Raw genomic sequence first — 17,812 nt, 5'->3', positions numbered from 1 at the left:
ACAACGGCCCGCGCCTGCAAGGACTGTTTATGACTCAGCGACCGGGCAATCAATTGTTCGATGCCTATTTCACTGCCCGCGATATGCGCGACGTGTTCTGCGATCAGGGCCGGGTGCAGGCGATGCTCGACTTCGAAGCGGCGCTGGCCCGGGCCGAAGCGCGGGTCGGGGTGATTCCGGCGAGTGCTGTGGCATCCATCGAAAACGCCTGTCGCGCCGAGCTGTTTGATTTCGCCGCATTGGGCGAAGCCATCGCCACGGCGGGCAATTCGGCGATTCCGCTGGTCAAGGCGTTGGGCAAACGGATTGCCGCAACCGATGTCGAGGCCGAGCGCTATGTGCATCTGGGTGCCACCAGCCAGGACGTGATGGACTCCGGGCTGGTGCTGCAATTGCGTCAGGCGCTGGAACTGATCGAAGGGGAGCTGGCGCAACTGGCCGACGCCCTCGCGGCCCAGGCGCAACGCTACTCGGCGACGCCACTGGCCGGACGCACCTGGCTGCAACATGCAACACCGGTGACCCTCGGCATGAAGATCGCCGGTTGGCTCGGTGCAATCACTCGCAGCCGACAGCGTCTGCGCGAACTCAAGCCGCGCCTGCTGGTGCTGCAATTCGGCGGCGCCTCGGGCACCCTCGCCGCGCTGGGCGAACAGGCATTGCCGATTGCCCATGCGCTGGCCGAAGAACTGCAACTGACCCTGCCGGAACAACCGTGGCACACCCAGCGTGATCGCATCGTCGAGTTCGGCGCGGTGCTCGGTCTGATCGCCGGCAGCCTCGGCAAATTCGGCCGCGACATCAGCCTGTTGATGCAGACCGAAGCGGCAGAAGTATTTGAACCTTCAGCGCCGGGCAAGGGCGGCTCCTCGACCATGCCGCACAAGCGCAACCCGGTAGGTGCAGCGGTGCTGATCGGCGCGGCGACCCGTGTACCGGGTCTGGTCTCGACGCTGTTCAGCGCCATGCCTCAGGAGCACGAGCGCAGCCTCGGCTTGTGGCACGCCGAATGGGAAACCTTGCCGGACATCTGCTGCCTGGTGTCGGGCGCGCTGCAACAGGCGCGGCTGCTGGCCGACGGTCTGGAAGTCGATGCCGCGCGCATGGCCCGCAACCTGGAATTGACCCAAGGCCTGGTGCTGGCCGAAGCGGTGAGCATCGTCCTTGCGCAACGGGTTGGCCGCGACACCGCGCATCATCTGCTCGAACAATGCTGTAAACGGGCGGTGGCCGAACAACGCCATCTGCGTGCGGTACTCGGCGACGAACCGCAAGTGACCGCCGAACTCAGCGCTACCGAACTGGATCATCTGCTCGATCCCGCCCATTACCTTGGCCAGGCGCGGGTCTGGGTCGAGCGTGCGGTGGCCGAACATCACGCGTTATCTGTCTGAAGGAGAGGGCTGTGGCTTTCGTTCAACTCGCCGATGGCGAACTGCATTACTCATTGGAAGGCCCGGTCGATGCGCCGGTGCTGGTGCTGTCCAACTCGCTGGGTACCGATCTGCACATGTGGGACGCCCAGATGCCGGCGTTCACCGAGCACTTTCGCGTGCTGCGTTTTGACACCCGTGGTCACGGCCAGTCGCTGGTGACACCGGGCCCGTACAGCATCGAGCAACTGGGCCGCGACGTGCTGGCGCTGCTGGATGCACTGCATATCGAACGTGCGCACTTCTGTGGTCTGTCGATGGGTGGCCTGATCGGCCAGTGGCTGGGGATCAACGCCGGCCAGCGTCTGAACAAACTGATCGTCTGCAACACGGCGGCGAAAATCGGCGATCCGTCGGTGTGGAATCCGCGCATCGAAACCGTGCTGCGCGACGGCCCGGCGGCGATGGTCGCGTTGCGCGATGCATCGATTGCCCGTTGGTTTACCCCAGACTTTTCTGCCGCCCATCCGGCAGTGGCCAAGCAGATCACCGACATGCTGGCCGCGACCAATCCTGAAGGTTACGCCGCCAACTGCGCGGCGGTGCGCGATGCGGATTTCCGTGAACAGTTATCGTCGATCAAGGCACCGCTACTGGTGATCGCCGGTACTGAAGACGCAGTGACGCCGCCGTCCGGCGGACATTTCATTCAGGAGCACGTGCGCGGCGCCGAGTACGCCGAGTTTTATGCCGCACACCTTTCCAACGTTCAGGCCGGCGACGCGTTCAGCGACCGCGTGCTGACATTTCTGCTGGCCGCTTGAGGGGATATCCGTGGACGAGAAACAACGTTATGACGACGGCATGCAAGTGCGCCGTGCGGTCCTCGGCGACGCCCATGTCGATCGCAGCCTGACTACGCTGACCGAGTTCAACTCGGAATTCCAGGAGATGATCACCCGTCACGCCTGGGGCGATATCTGGACCCGTCCGGGCCTGCCGCGCCACACCCGCAGCCTGATCACCATCGCCATGCTGATCGGCATGAACCGCGAAGGCGAACTCAAGTTGCACCTGCGCGCAGCGGCCAACAATGGCGTGAGCCGTGGCGAGATCAAGGAAGTGATCATGCAGAGCGCGATCTACTGCGGAATTCCGGCGGCGAATGCGACCTTTCATCTGGCCGAGTCGGTGTGGGATGAGTTGGGTGTCGAATCCCGAGAGTGAAAGCGTTCCAGCGGACGCCATCGCGAGCAGGTCCGCGATGGCGGTCGTGGCTCTGATCAATCAAACCCAGGGAAGCGAAGAGGGTGGGTCACCTGAGTCCTTCAGGTGCTCCCTCTCTACTCGGCGGCTGGCGGCGTGCCATTAATCCTGACGGATGGCACAGCGACCTAGAGCAGGCTGATCGGGTAACTGATGATCAACCGGTTCTCGTCGAACTCGTTGTTGCTGAAGTCGCGACGCATGGTCGAGTTGCGCCATCTGACGTTCAGATTCTTCAGCGTGCCGCTCTGCACGGTGTAGCCCAGTTCCGATTCGCGGCCCCATTCCTTGCCGTCGGTGATGGTGCCGGTGTGCACATTGTCGCCGCTGATGTAGCGGTTCATCAGGGTCAGGCCGGGCACGCCGAGGGCGGCGAAGTTGTAGTCGTGGCGCAGTTGCCAGGAACGTTCCCGGGCGTTGTCGTAGCTTGAGTTGTAGCTGTCGTTGGCGAGGGTGCCGCCGCTGGTGCCGTTGACCCGCATCCAGGCGCTGTCGCCCGTGAGTTTTTGCAGGCCGACGTAGAAGGTGTTGCCGCCGTATCGCGCGGAGAACATCCCCGACCAGGTCTTGTTGTCGAGCTCGCCGGCCCGGGCGCTGCCGTCGTCCTTGCCGTAGAAGAAACCGAGGTTGGCGCCCAGGGTCCAGTCGCCCAGCGGCTGGCTGTGGATCAGATTGACGTACTGCTGGCTGTAGATGTCCTTGAGTTCGGCGTTCCACAGGCCGATCTGTGTGCGCTTGTCGTTGAATACATATTCGCCGCCCTGAAAGTTGAAGCGGTCGGAGGTGAACGCGGCTTTGCCGAACATCGACATGTCGCTCATGCTGCTGTCGTCACGGGGGCTGTTGGCGCGGAACTGGCCGCCATACAGGGTCAGGCCGGCGATTTCCTTCGAGGTGATCTGTCCGCCGCGAAAGGTCTGCGGCAGCGAGCGGCCGTCGTCCGAACGCAGGATCGGCAATACCGGCATCCACTCGCCGACCTTGATTTCGGTCTGCGACAGCTTGGCCTTGAACGCCACGTTGGTGCGACCAAAGTTGTCCGCCGGGCGACCGTCATGATCCAGCGGCAACAGTTGCGTGCCGCCGGTGCCTTTGCCGCCATCGAGTTTCACCGAGTACAGCCCCAACACGTCCATGCCGAAACCGACGGTGCCCTGGGTGAAACCGGACTTGGCGTCGAGGATAAAGCTTTGCGTCCACTCTTCGGCCTTGCCCTGAGCCTTGGTCGGGTTGGTGAAATTGCGATTGATGTAGAAGTTGCGCAGGTTCAGGTCGGCCTTGGCCCCTTCGACGAAACCGGCTTCTTCGGCCACGACGGGCAAAGCGGCGCCGGCCAGTGCCAGGGCGATCAGGCTGAGTGCGTAAGGTGTTGTGAAACGTGTCATGGGCTCGGGTCTCTCTAATTGTTTGGGATGAAGCAGTTCGCAGCCGCAACCGGAGGTTGCAGACAAGAAACGGACTCGATGAAACGAAGGGCGGGATCAGCCCGAGCGGGGAGGACGCGTGGTCATGGGGATGAACCTGTTTTTATTGGTTTTGTTGGTGTGGGCAATGGTGAGGGGGATCGGCACGGGGATTCAATCGGGGTAAACAGGGTTTTGTGCGATTATCGAACGCTAATCGGCGAGGGTTTTATTTTCCGTTCTCAGCGCATTCTTAATGAAATCCCGTGTTTATGTTTCGTATTAACGAGTTGTTCCGGCGGCGTTCTATTAATGGCGATTGTGGATGTGCTTATTTCTTTAGTTGTAGGAAATTACCTACAGTAATTGTTGTAATAAAGGCTCTCTCAATCATCGTGGGTTCAACTTAATAATTGGCGTTATCGCTTATCGTGAAAAGGTTTAACGGGAAGCTGCGTTGTAACTGGCAAAGGAAACAGGCATTGCTATATTCAAAATTCTCGAAAGGGGCAGGGAGGTTTGTTGTCGCTCTCGAGAGAATTAATTATTGATAACAAGGAGAGATAACATGCCTGCAAAAGTGAATCAGGAACGTCTCGCGACGGTGGTCGGTCGTGCCCTTATTGATAAGGACTTTGCGGAACAGTTGCACAAGGATGCTGAAGGCGCGGCCAAGGGCATTGGTGTGCACTTGAGCGCAACCGAACTGAGCGCCGTCAAGAATATTGATGTGGCAAAACTGGGCACCGCGGGGGCGGGTATTCGCGACAAACTGGGAACGGCTGCGATCTTTGACCAGCAACAACAGATTCAGGCACGGATGGACTGATGCCCGGGGGGCTGTTTGGCGTGTCGTGGAGCGGCGATCCGGCTCTGTGCGCGCCAAATGGCCCGATTGCAAAGTGCATGCAGAGGGAGTGAGCGACGTATGTCAGTCACCTTGATTCCCATGGACGACGCGGACTTTGTGACGTTCACCGAAAGGGCGGTCGAAGAGTACGCCCAGGGCATGGTCGCCTCGGGAGAGTGGAGCCAGGCAGAGGCCTCACACCGATCCGCCACGGCTTTCGCGCAGTTGCTGGACAAGGGACGGCTGACCGAAAACCATCAGCTCTGGGTGATCCGGGACAGCCAGCGACGCATCGGCGAGTTGTGGATCGCCCGTCGACATGTCGGCACGAAGCCGATTGCCTTCATCCTGGATATCTACATCGAGCCTGGCGAGCGCCGTCAGGGGCATGCCCGGCAATCGATGCTGGCCGCCGAAAACTGGGCGCGCCAGAACGGCTGCGAGGAAATGCGTCTGCATGTGTTTGGCCGCAACCTGCCGGCGCGTGGTCTTTATGAACAATTGGGCTATGACATCGCCAGTCTGACCATGGCGAAACCATTGCCGCCTGCCTGAAAGGATGGTTGAAAAATGGATATTGGAAACCACGGCGAATTTGATTCGACGGTTGATGACTTGTTTAAAGGGAACACATTTCTTGCTGATGCCAGATATTCAAGATTTGAAATATTACTTGAACATGTCAGTCGCAATCGTTTCACCATCTTCATGGTTTTATATGCCGAATTATTCAAGTTATTTTCCGGGGAGTCGCGGTGCTCGGTGTTTTTCGAACAGGCGGTGGAACTTGTATTGCTGCCACCCCGTGAGCAGGCTTCGATTATCAATGACCCGGTTTTTCAGATATGGACCGGGCAGGCGTTTCGTTTAACCAATCACTTTCTGGTCGGAAAGTCAGAGAGTACTGCCGAACTGGAAAAGACATTATTCGAGTTTCCCGAGATGCTCGACAGGGTCAAGGCCCGGAGCAAGTCGGTCGTGGTTCAGAACGACCCGCCGGTCTACCGGTTCGACGCCGATCCGCTGATCATGCAGGCCACGCCGCCCAGTTATGAATTCCCGGAAGACGAAGCGACCCGCAAGCGTCTGGAGCGCGGCGGTGTTTCCAGTCGGTTCTTCGCTGACGTGGTAAAGATTGCCTTGTTGCGGATCGAGCACACCTGGCCGGCCTGCCGCGAACAGATGAAGTCTCTGATCAAATCCATTTGTTACCTGCCGGACGGTACCTTTCGCAGTTGTTCGGCTTCGCGCTACACCGGCGTCATCCTTCTGGCGAGCCGGGACGACTCGATCCTCGATCTTGAGGAATCCCTGGTGCATGAGGCGACTCATCAGTTGCTTTATCACGTCGTCGAGGTGTCGGCGGTCGTCGACCCCGATGCTTCGCAGGAGGCGTCATTCAGCTTGCCGTGGTCGGGCCAGAAGCGTGACCTGTATGGCTACTTTCATGCGTTTTACGTGTACATCGCGCTGGTCAAGTACATGGAACGGGTGCGGTCGCGTTCCGACGAGGAATTGCAGCGGGCGCAGAACCGTCTGTTGTTCATTCTGCGGGGGTTGATCCGGGCCTTGCCGGACCTTCAAGGCAGTGAGGATTTCACGCCCCACGGGCGCCAGTTGCTGGAAAACCTTGCCGCCGAGGTGCGGGCCATGGAGAGCAAATACGCCGGGCGGCTGGCCGCTGCGGTGCCACTGACCACGACGCCGCCGGTATTGGGTGCAACGGCCTGAGCCCGGGAGGCAATCATGACGATGTTCGATGCTTCGCGGTTTCCCGAGGCCGGGGTAGGGCTGGAGTATCACTTGCCCCGGCACCGGGTTGCGGATCATGCAGTCGATCCGACTCTGGAGCGGATCCTCGCCGAAGGCCTGCCATATTTCGATTACCTGGAGTTTCAGCCGACCCACAGCATCCTCGAGCCGCGACTGCTCGAAGTCGGGGAGCAGACGCCCAGTCTGTTGCATTCCTCCAGCCTGTCTCTCGGCAGTGTGGGCATCGCGATGGATCGCGAGTTTCTGCAGATGACCCGACGGCTGTGCGACAGAACCCGATCACCCTGGCTGGCCGAGCACATTTCCTGGTCGCGGTTTCACGGCGGCGACACCCAGCACTTCATCTTGCCGACCCTGGCAGCGGAAGTGGCCGACACGGTGGTTGCCAACGCCCTTGAACTGCAAGCGCTGACCGCGACACCGCTGGTGCTGGAAAACGCGCCACGTCTGTTTTCATTGGCCGACGCCCCCGAGCAGTCGGAAGGCGAATTCATTTCAAGCGTGGTGCAGCGCAGCGGTGCGGGGTTTCTGCTGGATCTGGACAGCGCCATCACCACCGCCAAAGCGCTGGGTTACGACTTCAAGGATTACTTGCGTTCGTTGCCGCTGGATCGGCTGATTGAAATCCACACCGGGCATCCGCGTCGGGACTGGGACTTGTTGGCGCAGCTGTTTGCGGTGTCCCCGGTCAGGGCGGTGACGCTGGAGTGGGACATCGCCGACAGGGCCGACGATGCGCAACTGGAGGTCCTGATTCGCGACATCAAGCGTCTCAAGCCCAGGGATATGTTCTGGCAGGGCCGCGAGCCGCCGCCAGCGCCGGACACTCAGGCCCTCGAGCCCGGCTCGTTGCTCAAGCTCAGGGAAAGCGTGTGGTTCAGTGTCGGGTCTTCATCCTTTGTGCTGCGAGATCGGCAGTCGGGCCTGAGTCTGGATTTCTGCCTGACGTTGCTGCCGTTGTTGAACCACTTCATGACCCCGCATTCGCTTGAGAGTGCGCTGATGCTGCCGGGCGTCTTGAATAGCCCGGAGCAGGGCAGTCATCTGGCTTTTTTGCAGGCGCTGGTGAGTCACGGGATTGTGCAATCTGTCGCAGGTTCGCGGGACAGGGTGCACAGGCAACCGCTCAAGCTCTGGTCGCGCTGGGAGGCGGCGCTGGAGTTTTACCTCAGCACCCGCACCGGTTTGCAGACACCCTATGTCAGCGTCGTCGAGCTTGAGGCCGAGCTTGAACAGAAGGCCTCGCAGCAGCGTCAGCCGTCATCCTTCAAGGACTATCACTCTCATCCTTTCATTGCCCTGGAAAACCCGCTGCTGGTGCCCGGCGAGACCCTCGCCGAAACGACACTGCTTGATTCGCTGTGCGCCCGGCGTACGTCTCGGGCGTTCAGCGGCAAGCCGTTGACCCCGACGCAATTGTCCCTGCTGCTCTATTACACCTGGGGCGTGACGGCGATGGAACCGAACGGTATGGGCGACTATTTTCTGAAGAAAACCTCGCCCTCCGGCGGCTCGCTGCAAGCCACCGAGGTGTACGCGGTGCTGATGAATGTGCAGGGTTTCGAGCGGGGGCTTTATCACTACTCCGTACGTCGTCACGGACTGGAATTGCTGTCGCGGGAGGATCCTAGAACCTGGATCAGCGAGGCCAGCGGCGGGCAACCCTGGGTGAAGGACGCGGCCGCGGTGTTCGTGTCCACCGCGCGGGTCGAGCGGTTGTCCTGGAAGTACGAGTTCAGCCGGGCACTGAGGGTGGCGTTGATGGATGCCGGGCACCTGAGCCAGACGTTTTCACTGGTGGCCACCGCGCTGAACCTCGGGTGTTTCACCACGGCGGCTCTGCGCGATGAAATGTTCGAAAACCGCCTGGGGCTCGATTATCTGGAAGAACCGGTGTTTCTGCTCAACGGTGTCGGCGGCTGAATGCGTTGCGCGATAAACAAAAAGCCCACCGAATGGTGGGCTTTTTGTTTATCGCGAGACGATCAGAACAACTTCATCTTCGGCGCTTCTTCTTTCAGCGGCTCGTTCTGCGCGGTTTGCGCATTCCAGCCACCACCCAGTGCCTTGTACAGGTTGACCGCACTGGTCAGTTGCGCAAGGCGGTCGGTGATCAGGGCCTGTTGGGCGCTGAACAGCTGACGCTGGGCATCGAGGAAGGTCAGGTTGCTGTCGACGCCAATGCGGTAGCGACGTTCGGCCAGACGGTAGTAATCCTGGTTGGCCTGAACGAAGTCACGCTGCGCCTGCAACTGCTCGGTGTAGGTCTGGCGCGCGGCCAGGCCGTCGGCGACTTCCTGGAAGGCCGTTTGAATGGACTTCTCGTAGTTCGCCACGCCAATGTCCTTCTGGATCTTGGCGTAGTCGAGGCTGGCGCGCAGGCTGCCGGCATTGAAGATCGGCAGGTTGATCTGCGGCTGGAACAGCCACGTGCCCGAACCGCCCTTGAACAGGCCGGACAGGTCCGGGCTCAGGCTGCCCGCGTTGGCGGTCAGGCTGATGCTCGGGAAGAACGCTGCACGGGCCGCGCCGATGTTGGCGTTGGCCGCCTTCAGGTTGTACTCGGCCTGAAGGATGTCCGGACGACGTTGCAGCAGATCCGACGGCAGACCGGCCGGCACATCGCTGAGCAGGTCATCCGACAGCGGTTTGGCCGCTTGCAGGTTGGCCGGCACGCCGGTGCCGAGCAGCAGGGTCAGGCTGTTTTCGTCCTGAGCCACCTGGCGGGTGTAGCGTGCCAGTTGTGCACGGGCGTTTTCAACCGAGGTGCGCGACTGCGCCAGGTCCAGCGCCGAAGCCACACCGACTTCGTTGCTGCGGCTGGTCAGCTTGTAGCTTTCCTCGAAGGCACCGAGAGTGTCCTGAGTCAGCTTCAGCAGTTCCTTGTCGGCCTGCCAGGTCAGGTAGGCGTTGGCCACGCTGGCCACCAGGCTGATCTGGGTGCTGCGGCGCGCTTCTTCGGTGGCGAAGTATTGTTGCAGCGCTTGTTCGCTCAGGCTGCGAACCCGACCGAACAGGTCCAGTTCGTAGGCGCTGATGCCGACGGTGGCGGTGTACGAACTGGTGATGTTCGCTTCACCGGTCTGCGACGCACGGGCCGGAACCCGCTGACGGCTGCCGCTGGCATTGGCCGACACTGCCGGGAACAGATCAGCACGCTGGATGCGGTACTGAGCGGCATAGGCGTCGATGTTCAGCGCCGCGACACGCAGGTCGCGGTTGTTTTCCAGGGCGACCTGGATCAGCTGTTGCAGGGCAGGGTCATGGAAAAACTGCTTCCAGCCTTGCTCGGCAGCGGCCTGCGCCGGTGCCTGGGCCGGCGAGTACGCCGGGCCCTGTGGGAATTGCGCGGCCACCGGTGCTTGCGGCTGCTGATAATCCGGTATCAGCGAGCAACCGCTCAGCACGAAGGCGGCGACTGCGATGGAGAGTAGCGACTTGCTCATTGGCCAGCCTCTTTAGGAGTTTCTATGGCGTCATCCTTGCCGGCGTTTTTGCGCTGGCCCATGGACGACACAGTGACGAAGAACAGTGGGACCCAGAAAATCGCCAGGATCGTGGCCGTGAGCATACCGCCAATCACGCCGGTACCGATCGCGTGTTGACTGCCCGAGCCTGCGCCGGTGGAGATCGCCAACGGTACAACACCGAGGACGAAGGCCAGCGACGTCATGATGATCGGTCGCAGACGCATGCGGCAGGCTTCGATCGCTGCATCGCGCAGACTGCGCCCTTGCTCGTGCAGCTCCTTGGCGAATTCGACGATCAGAATGGCGTTTTTAGCCGCCAGACCGATGGTCGTCAACAGACCTACCTGGAAGTACACGTCGTTCGACAGGCCGCGCAGGCTGGTGGCCATCAGCGCACCGATGATCCCCAGCGGCACCACGAGCATGACCGCGATCGGAATCGACCAGCTTTCATACAGCGCCGCCAGACACAGGAACACCATCAGCAGCGACAGAGCGTACAGCGCTGGCGCTTGCGAGCCGGACAGACGTTCCTCGTAGGACAGACCGGTCCAGGAGATACCGACACCTGGCGGCAGCTTGGCGGCAATCGCTTCGACTTCGGCCATCGCTTCACCGGTCGAGTAGCCCGGCGCCGGAGAACCGAGGATCTCCATCGCTTCTACACCGTTGTAGCGCGCCAGTTTCGGCGAACCGTAGATCCACTCGCCCTTGGCGAACGCGGAGAACGGAACCATGGTGCCGGCGCTGTTGCGCACGTACCACTTCTTCAGGTCTTCAGGGCTCATGCGAGCACCGGCCTGACCTTGCACGTAAACCTTCTTCACACGACCGCGGTCGATGAAGTCGTTGACGTAGCTACTACCGAAGGAGATCGACAGGGTGCTGTTGATGTCGGAAAGGCTCAAGCCCAGGGCACGGGCCTTCTCGTCGTCGATTTCCAGATGGTATTGCGGCTCGTCGTTCAGGCCGTTCGGACGGACCTGGTAGAGCACCTTGCTCTGCGCGGCCATGCCGAGGAACTGGTTACGGGCTTCCATCAACTTGTCGTGACCGATACCGGCGCGGTCCTGCAGGAACACGTCGAAACCGGTGGCGTTACCCAACTCCAGTACGGCCGGCGGGGCGAAGGCAAACACCATCGCATCGCGGAAACTGAAGAAGTGCTGCTGGGCGCGTTGAGCCAGGGCAAACACGCTGTTGTTCGCGTCACGCTCGTGCCATGGCTTGAGCATGATGAACGCCAGACCCGAGCTCTGGCCGCGACCGGCGAAGTTGAAGCCGTTCACGGTGAACACCGAGGCTACCGAACTGGATTCTTTATCCAGCAGGTAGGTACGCATTTCATCGATCACCACCTGCGTGCGTTCGGCACTGGAACCGGCAGGCGTCTGTACCTGGGCGAACAGTACGCCCTGGTCTTCTTCCGGCAGGAACGCGGTCGGAATGCGGGTGAACAGCCAGATCATGCCGACCACGATCAGAATGTAGGCCAGCAGGTACGGCGCCTTGCGCTGCAGGATGTTGCCGACACCGCGCTCGTAGCTGCGAACGCTACGGTCGAAGTTGCGGTTGAACCAGCCGAAGAAGCCGCGTTTCGGCGTGCCGTGCTCGCCTTTCGGAATCGCCTTGAGCATGGTGGCGCAGAGTGCCGGGGTGAAGATCAGCGCGACCATTACCGACAGGGCCATGGCCGAGACGATGGTGATCGAGAACTGACGGTAGATCACACCGGTGGAACCGCTGAAGAACGCCATCGGCAGCAGTACCGCCGACAGTACGAGGGCGATACCGACCAGTGCGCCCTGGATCTGGCCCATGGACTTCTTGGTCGCTTCCTTCGGTGACAGGCCTTCTTCGGCCATCACCCGCTCGACGTTTTCCACCACGACGATGGCGTCGTCCACCAGCAAGCCGATGGCCAGCACCATACCGAACATGGTCAGGGTGTTGATGCTGAAACCGGCGGCCGCGAGGATGCCGAACGTACCGAGCAATACCACCGGCACGGTCATCGTGGTGATGACAGTGGCGCGGAAGTTCTGCAGGAACAGGAACATCACCAGGAACACCAGCGCGATCGCTTCGACCAGGGTTTCAACCACACCCTTGATCGATTCGGTCACCACCGGGGTGGTGTCGTACGGGAACACCACTTCCATGCCTTGCGGGAAGAACGGCTTGAGGTCGTCAATCGTCTTGCGCAGGGCCTTGGCGGTGTCGAGGGCGTTGGCACCGTTGGCCAGTTTCACCGCCAGACCGGAAGCCGGTTTGCCGTTGAACTGGGCCGCGATGCTGGAGTTCTCACCACCCAAGCCGACGTCGGCGACATCACCGACACGTACTTGCGAGCCATCCTGGTTGACCTTCAGCAGAATCGCCTTGAACTGCTCGGCCGTCTGCAGGCGGGTCTTGCCGATGATCGTGGCGTTCAGTTGCTGGCCTGGCAGCGCCGGCAGACCGCCGAGCTGACCGGAGGAAATCTGCACGTTCTGCGCCGAGATCGCGGCGCTGACATCGGCCGGGGTCAGGTTGTACTTGTTCAGCTTGGCCGGGTCGAGCCAGATGCGCATCGCGTACTGGGCACCGAAGACCTGGAAGTCACCGACACCGGCAGTCCGGGAGATCGGGTCCTGCATGTTCGACACGATGTAGTTGGACAGGTCGTCCTTGGACATGCTGCCGTCACGCGACACCACGCCGATCACCAGCAGGAAGTTCTTCACTGCCTTGGTCACGCGGATACCCTGTTGCTGCACTTCCTGCGGCAACAGCGGGGTGGCCAGGTTCAGCTTGTTCTGGACCTGGACCTGCGCGGTGTCGGAGTTGGTGCCTTGCTCGAAGGTCGCGGTGATGGTCATGCTGCCGTCGGAGTTACTTTCCGACGACACATAACGCAGGTTGTCGATACCGTTGAGCTGTTGCTCGATCACCTGCACCACGGTGTCCTGAACCGTTTGTGCCGAAGCACCCGGGTAGGTCACGGAAATCGCAATGGCCGGTGGCGCAATGCTCGGGTACTGGTTGATCGGCAACTTGAGGATCGATAGAGCCCCGACCAGCATGATCACCAGGGCAATTACCCAGGCGAAAATCGGACGGTCGATAAAAAATTTCGACATGAGTTACTCCCCTTTGCCGCCGTAGGCTTTGTCAGCTGCCTTGGCGGGTGCCGGGTTCTTGGCTACGTTGGTCGCTTCGGTCGGATTGACCTGAACACCAGGGCGGACGAATTGCAGCCCTTCGGTGATCAGGCGATCGCCGGCTTTCAGGCCGTCTTCGATCAGCCACTGGCTGCCGACGGTACGGCTGGCCTTGAGCTGACGCAGTTCGACCTTGTTGTCCGCACCGACGACCAGCGCGGTCGGCGTGCCCTTGAGGTCACGGGTCACGCCTTGTTGCGGCGCCAGGATGGCGGCGGCGTTGACACCGGCCTGCAGCTGGGCGCGAACGAACATGCCTGGCAACAGGGTGTGATCCGGGTTCGGGAACACGGCGCGCAGGGTCACGGAGCCGGTGGTCGGGTCGACCGACACTTCGGAGAATTCCAGCTTACCGTCGAGCTTGTACTGGCTGCCGTCTTCCAGAGTCAGTTTGACGGCGGCGGCGTTGTCGCCGGCCTTCTGCAGACGGCCGCTTTCCAGCTCGCGGCGCAGTTCCAGCAATTCGACCGAAGACTGAGTGACGTCGACGTAGATCGGGTCCAGTTGCTGGATGGTTGCCATCGCATCGGCCTGGCCACTGCTGACCAGTGCGCCTTCGGTGACCGAAGAACGACCGATACGCCCGGAGATCGGCGCGTAGACCTTGGTGTAACGCACGTTGATCTGCGCGCTCTGCAGCGAAGCTTCCGATTGCAGGCGGTTGGACACGGCCGTGTCGTATTCCTGACGGCTCACGGCCTGCTCGTCGACCAGTTGCTTGTAGCGGTCGGAGATCGACTTGGTCGAACGCAGGTTGGCTTCGGCGCTTTTCAGGGTCGCTTCATAGACCGACGGATCGATCTGATACAGCTGCTGGCCGGCTTTGACATCGCCGCCTTCCTTGAACAGACGCTTGAGAATGATGCCGTTGACCTGCGGACGGACTTCAGCAATGCGGAACGCACTGGTGCGCCCCGGCAGTTCCGACGTGAGGGTAAAGGCCTGTGGTTGCAGGGTGACGACGCCGACCTGAGGAGGTGGTGCGGCGGGAGCCGCCTCTTCCTTTTTACATCCGCTGAGCAGCGATGCCAGGGCGACGGCAGTGACCAGAGCGGTAACAGCTGGCTTGAATTGCATGAAGATCCTCGGGTCAGGCGCGCGAAAAGCGCACAAGAAGTGTGGAAGGGTAAAAATAGGGTACCGGGTGGATAAGTAGCTTGCTAAGGAATATACTTACGTTCATGGTTGTTTGTAAATACCTTTGCCGCGTACCCACCTGGTTACAAAAGTCGTCGCAAGGTCTGAAATTGTAGGCCGGGGGAGTCGATCCGCGAGAGATCCACCCCTTTTTATTCAGCGGATATTCAGCCATCCCTGAAACATCCTGTTTGAGGTTTTACTGCCATGGTCCGTCGTACCAAAGAGGAAGCTCAAGAGACACGAAGCCAGATACTCGAAGCGGCCGAGAAAGCTTTTTATGAGCGGGGCGTTGCGCGCACGACGCTGGCGGACATCGCGACGATGGCCGGCGTGACGCGCGGCGCCATCTACTGGCACTTCAGCAACAAGGCCGACCTGTTGCAGGCGATGCTCGATACGCTGCACGAGCCGCTGGACGAGCTGGCCAAGGCCAGCGAAAGCGAGGACGAGCCAGACCCGCTGGGCTGCATGCGCAAATTGCTGATTCATTTGTTTCATCAAGTTGCGCTGGACCCGAAAACCCGGCGTATCAACGAAATTCTGTTTCATAAGTGCGAGTTCACCGATGAAATGTGCGACCTGCGCCAACAGCGTCGGACGGCCAGCCTCGATTGCAATGTGCGGATCGCGCTGACGTTGAGTAATGCAGTCAATCGTGGGCAGTTGCCGCAAGACCTCGACACCGCCCGTGCGGCCATCAGCATTCACGCCTTTATCGATGGCATCCTGTATCAATGGCTGCTGGCCCCGGACAGTTTCGAGCTGTATGCCGAAGCCGAGCGCTGGGTCGATACAGGGCTGGATATGCTGCGCTGGAGCCCCAGCCTGCGCAAATGAAACAAAATGCGTATTTGGATCAGGTTATGTCAACGAAGGAGGCGGATGAAGATCCCTGTTCGTTCGCCTCGCCGCAGTGGATTGCTTTTATATACCTCAACCCATCGAGTTGATACGTAGCGAACTACGTATTTTGTAGGGATTTTGTGTCGAGCCTGTGAACGAATGTGAGCGGCCCACCTGTCCCGCGACCCATGAAAAAGCCCCCGATTCTCACGAGTCGGGGGCTTTTTGCGTTTCTGCAGTGTGGCTTACAGCGTCGGGTAGTCGAGGTAGCCGACCGCGCCTTTGCCGTAGAAGGTTTCCGGGTGCGGTTGGTTCAGCGGTGCATCGGCCTTCAAGCGTGCCGGCAGGTCCGGGTTGGCGATGAACGGCACACCGAATGCCACAGCGTCAGCCTTGCCCTCGGCCAGCCACGCGTTGGCGCTGTCCTTGGTGAAGCGTTCGTTGGCGATGTAAGCGCCGCCGAAGGCTTCTTTCAGTTGCGGGCCGAGGCTGTCGGCGCCTTCTTTCTCACGGGAGCAGATGAAGGCGATGCCACGCTTGCCCAGTTCACGAGCGACGTAGGTGAAGGTCTCGGCGAGGTTGTCGTCACCCATGTCATGGGAGTCGGCGCGCGGTGCCAGGTGCACGCCGACACGGCCGGCGCCCCAGACTTCGATGGCCGCATCGGTCACTTCCAGCAGCAGGCGGGCACGGTTTTCCAGGGAGCCGCCGTAGTTGTCGGTGCGCTGGTTGGTGCTGCTTTGCAGGAACTGGTCGAGCAGGTAACCGTTGGCGCCGTGGATTTCCACGCCGTCGAAACCGGCAGCCTTGGCGTTTTCTGCGCCGACGCGGTAGGCGTCGACGATGTCGGCGATCTCAGCGGTTTCCAGTGCGCGTGGCGTCGGGAAGTCGGCCAAAGGGCGAACCAGGCTGACGTGGCCTTTAGGCTGGATGGCGCTCGGTGCAACCGGGGTTTCGCCGTTCAGGTACGACGGGTGGGAAATTCGCCCGACGTGCCACAGTTGCAGGACGATTTTGCCGCCGGCGGCGTGAACAGCCTTGGTCACGTTGGTCCAGCCGCGCACCTGGTCGTTGGACCAGATGCCCGGGGTGTCCGGATAGCCGACGCCCATCGGGGTCACCGAAGTGGCTTCGCTGAGGATCAGGCCGGCCGAGGCGCGTTGTACGTAGTACTCGGCCATCAGCGCGTTCGGTACGCGGCCTTCGTCGGCGCGGCAGCGAGTCAGCGGCGCCATGATGATGCGGTTGGACAGTTCGAGATCGCCCAGTTTGATCGGATCGAAAATTGTTGCCATGAGATACAACCCTCGTGAAGTAAGTGAGTGAATCAGTTAGCGGTGGCCAGCTCGGGATTGCCGTTCCGGCGGAAGGTGATCAGGGTTACCAGCAGTGCCAGGATCGCGAGCGCCGCAGCAGCAAGAGGTACGCTGGTCAGGCCGTAGCCGTGGGCGATGACGCTGCCGCCGACCCAGGCGCCGAGGGCGTTGCCGACGTTGAAGGCGCCGATGTTCAGGGTCGACACCAGGTTCGGTGCGGCCTGGCCGTAGGTCACGACGTTCACTTGCAGGGCTGGCACGGCGGCGAAACACGCGGTGGCCCAGAGGAACAGGGTGATTTCGGTCGGGATCAGCGCGATGCTGGTCCAGGTCAGTACGGTGGAGGTCACGGCCATGGCGATGAACACGCCGATCAGCGTCGCGGCCAGGCCTTTGTCGGCCATCTTGCCGCCGATGATGTTGCCGACGGTCAGGCCCAGGCCGATCAACATCAAGGTCCAGGTCACGCCACGGGGCGAGACGCCGGTGACATCGCCCAGCAGCGGTGCGACATAAGTGAACAGGGTGAACACCGAGGCGGCGAACAGTGCGGTCATGCTCAAGGACAGCCAGATCCCGGCGCCTTTGAGCGCGGCCAGTTCGGCGCGCATGTCGAGTTTTTCTTCGTCACGCTTGGCCGGCAGGAAGCGGATCAGGCCGATCAGCGCGATCACACCGATCACGGTCACTGCCCAGAAGGTCGAGCGCCAGCCGGCTTCCTGACCGAGTGCGGTGCCCAGCGGTACGCCGAGTACGTTGGCCAGGGTCAGGCCGGTGAACATCAGGGCCACGGCCGAGGCGCGTTTGTTCGGCGCCACCAGGTTGGCCGCGACCACCGAACCGATGCCGAAGAACGCACCGTGGCAGAGGGCGGTGACGACTCGGGCGAACATCAGCACTTCGTAGTCAGTGGCGATGGCGCAGAGCAGGTTGCCGATAATGAAGATGCCCATCAACGCGACCAGTGCAGCCTTGCGCGGCAGTCTTGCGGTGGCCATCGCCATGAACGGTGCACCAATCGCCACGCCCAGGGCGTAACCGGTCACCAGCCAGCCGGCGCCGGGAATCGACACACCGAGGTCGGCCGCCACATCGGGCAGCAGGCCCATGATGACGAACTCGGTGGTGCCGATGGCGAAGGCGCTCAAGGCGAGTATGAGGAGCGAGAGGGGCAT

Annotated in this window: 14 protein-coding genes; 8 read left to right on the top strand and 6 right to left on the bottom strand. The window is 61.1% G+C overall.

What is annotated here, in order from left to right:
* Nucleotides 1–29: 29 nt before the first annotated feature.
* The 3 genes from AC3WRD_RS12920 to pcaC are packed head-to-tail and all read left to right on the top strand — an operon-like array spanning nt 30 to nt 2,600.
* Nucleotides 30–1,394 carry a 3-carboxy-cis,cis-muconate cycloisomerase gene (locus tag AC3WRD_RS12920; RefSeq protein WP_102621475.1) on the top strand — a complete coding sequence of 455 codons (1,365 nt, stop codon included), beginning with the start codon at nt 30–32 and terminating at the stop codon, nt 1,392–1,394.
* Between the two features lie 11 nt (nt 1,395–1,405).
* Nucleotides 1,406–2,197: a 3-oxoadipate enol-lactonase gene (pcaD, locus tag AC3WRD_RS12915; RefSeq protein WP_102621474.1), complete on the top strand. Its 792-nt coding sequence runs from the start codon at nt 1,406–1,408 to the stop codon at nt 2,195–2,197.
* 10 nt (nt 2,198–2,207) lie between these two features.
* A complete protein-coding gene (pcaC, locus tag AC3WRD_RS12910; RefSeq protein WP_025110738.1) occupies nt 2,208–2,600 on the top strand; it encodes a 4-carboxymuconolactone decarboxylase in 393 nt (130 codons plus the stop codon).
* A gap of 167 nt (nt 2,601–2,767) precedes the next feature.
* Here the strand turns inward: pcaC and AC3WRD_RS12905 are convergent, their stop codons facing one another.
* Nucleotides 2,768–4,024 carry an OprD family porin gene (locus tag AC3WRD_RS12905; protein ID WP_102621473.1) on the bottom strand — a complete coding sequence of 419 codons (1,257 nt, stop codon included), beginning with the start codon at nt 4,022–4,024 and terminating at the stop codon, nt 2,768–2,770.
* A gap of 586 nt (nt 4,025–4,610) precedes the next feature.
* On the opposite strand from AC3WRD_RS12905, the gene AC3WRD_RS12900 reads away from it, so the two are divergent.
* From AC3WRD_RS12900 to AC3WRD_RS12885, 4 genes are all read left to right on the top strand, one after another.
* Nucleotides 4,611–4,871 (top strand): Os1348 family RiPP precursor, encoded by a 261-nt coding sequence (locus tag AC3WRD_RS12900; protein ID WP_096819482.1) that lies wholly within the window; start codon nt 4,611–4,613, stop codon nt 4,869–4,871.
* Between the two features lie 99 nt (nt 4,872–4,970).
* Nucleotides 4,971–5,447 (top strand): GNAT family N-acetyltransferase, encoded by a 477-nt coding sequence (locus AC3WRD_RS12895; RefSeq protein WP_102621472.1) that lies wholly within the window; start codon nt 4,971–4,973, stop codon nt 5,445–5,447.
* 15 nt (nt 5,448–5,462) lie between these two features.
* Nucleotides 5,463–6,623, top strand: a complete 1,161-nt coding sequence (locus AC3WRD_RS12890; RefSeq protein ID WP_102621471.1) for an aKG-HExxH-type peptide beta-hydroxylase — start codon at nt 5,463–5,465, stop codon at nt 6,621–6,623.
* 15 nt (nt 6,624–6,638) lie between these two features.
* Nucleotides 6,639–8,588 (top strand): multinuclear nonheme iron-dependent oxidase, encoded by a 1,950-nt coding sequence (locus tag AC3WRD_RS12885; protein WP_102621470.1) that lies wholly within the window; start codon nt 6,639–6,641, stop codon nt 8,586–8,588.
* Between the two features lie 62 nt (nt 8,589–8,650).
* Here the strand turns inward: AC3WRD_RS12885 and emhC are convergent, their stop codons facing one another.
* The 3 genes from emhC to emhA are packed head-to-tail and all read right to left on the bottom strand — an operon-like array spanning nt 8,651 to nt 14,415.
* Nucleotides 8,651–10,111 carry an efflux RND transporter outer membrane subunit EmhC gene (emhC, locus tag AC3WRD_RS12880; RefSeq protein ID WP_102621469.1) on the bottom strand — a complete coding sequence of 487 codons (1,461 nt, stop codon included), beginning with the start codon at nt 10,109–10,111 and terminating at the stop codon, nt 8,651–8,653.
* The gene (emhB, locus tag AC3WRD_RS12875) at nt 10,108–13,257 is read right to left on the bottom strand and encodes an efflux RND transporter permease subunit EmhB (RefSeq protein WP_102621468.1); all 3,150 of its coding nucleotides are present in this window, start codon (nt 13,255–13,257) and stop codon (nt 10,108–10,110) included. Before emhB ends, emhC begins: the two co-directional genes overlap by 4 nt.
* Before the next feature lie 3 nt (nt 13,258–13,260).
* Nucleotides 13,261–14,415, bottom strand: a complete 1,155-nt coding sequence (gene emhA, locus AC3WRD_RS12870; RefSeq protein WP_085712979.1) for an efflux RND transporter periplasmic adaptor subunit EmhA — start codon at nt 14,413–14,415, stop codon at nt 13,261–13,263.
* A gap of 267 nt (nt 14,416–14,682) precedes the next feature.
* On the opposite strand from emhA, the gene emhR reads away from it, so the two are divergent.
* A complete protein-coding gene (gene emhR / locus AC3WRD_RS12865; protein ID WP_102621467.1) occupies nt 14,683–15,315 on the top strand; it encodes an efflux system transcriptional repressor EmhR in 633 nt (210 codons plus the stop codon).
* A 251-nt stretch (nt 15,316–15,566) separates the two neighbouring features.
* On the opposite strand, the gene AC3WRD_RS12860 is transcribed toward emhR, so the two are convergent.
* Both AC3WRD_RS12860 and AC3WRD_RS12855 read right to left on the bottom strand, forming a co-directional pair.
* The gene (locus AC3WRD_RS12860) at nt 15,567–16,616 is read right to left on the bottom strand and encodes an alkene reductase (protein ID WP_102621466.1); all 1,050 of its coding nucleotides are present in this window, start codon (nt 16,614–16,616) and stop codon (nt 15,567–15,569) included.
* A gap of 32 nt (nt 16,617–16,648) precedes the next feature.
* On the bottom strand, nt 16,649–17,812 hold the full coding sequence (locus tag AC3WRD_RS12855) for an MFS transporter (RefSeq protein ID WP_096819473.1): 1,164 nt from the start codon (nt 17,810–17,812) through the stop codon (nt 16,649–16,651).

Source organism: Pseudomonas sp. FW215-R2 (assembly GCF_058789255.1).
Note: the sequence above shows the minus strand (reverse complement) of the source record. Positions and strands in the feature narration are given on the sequence as shown.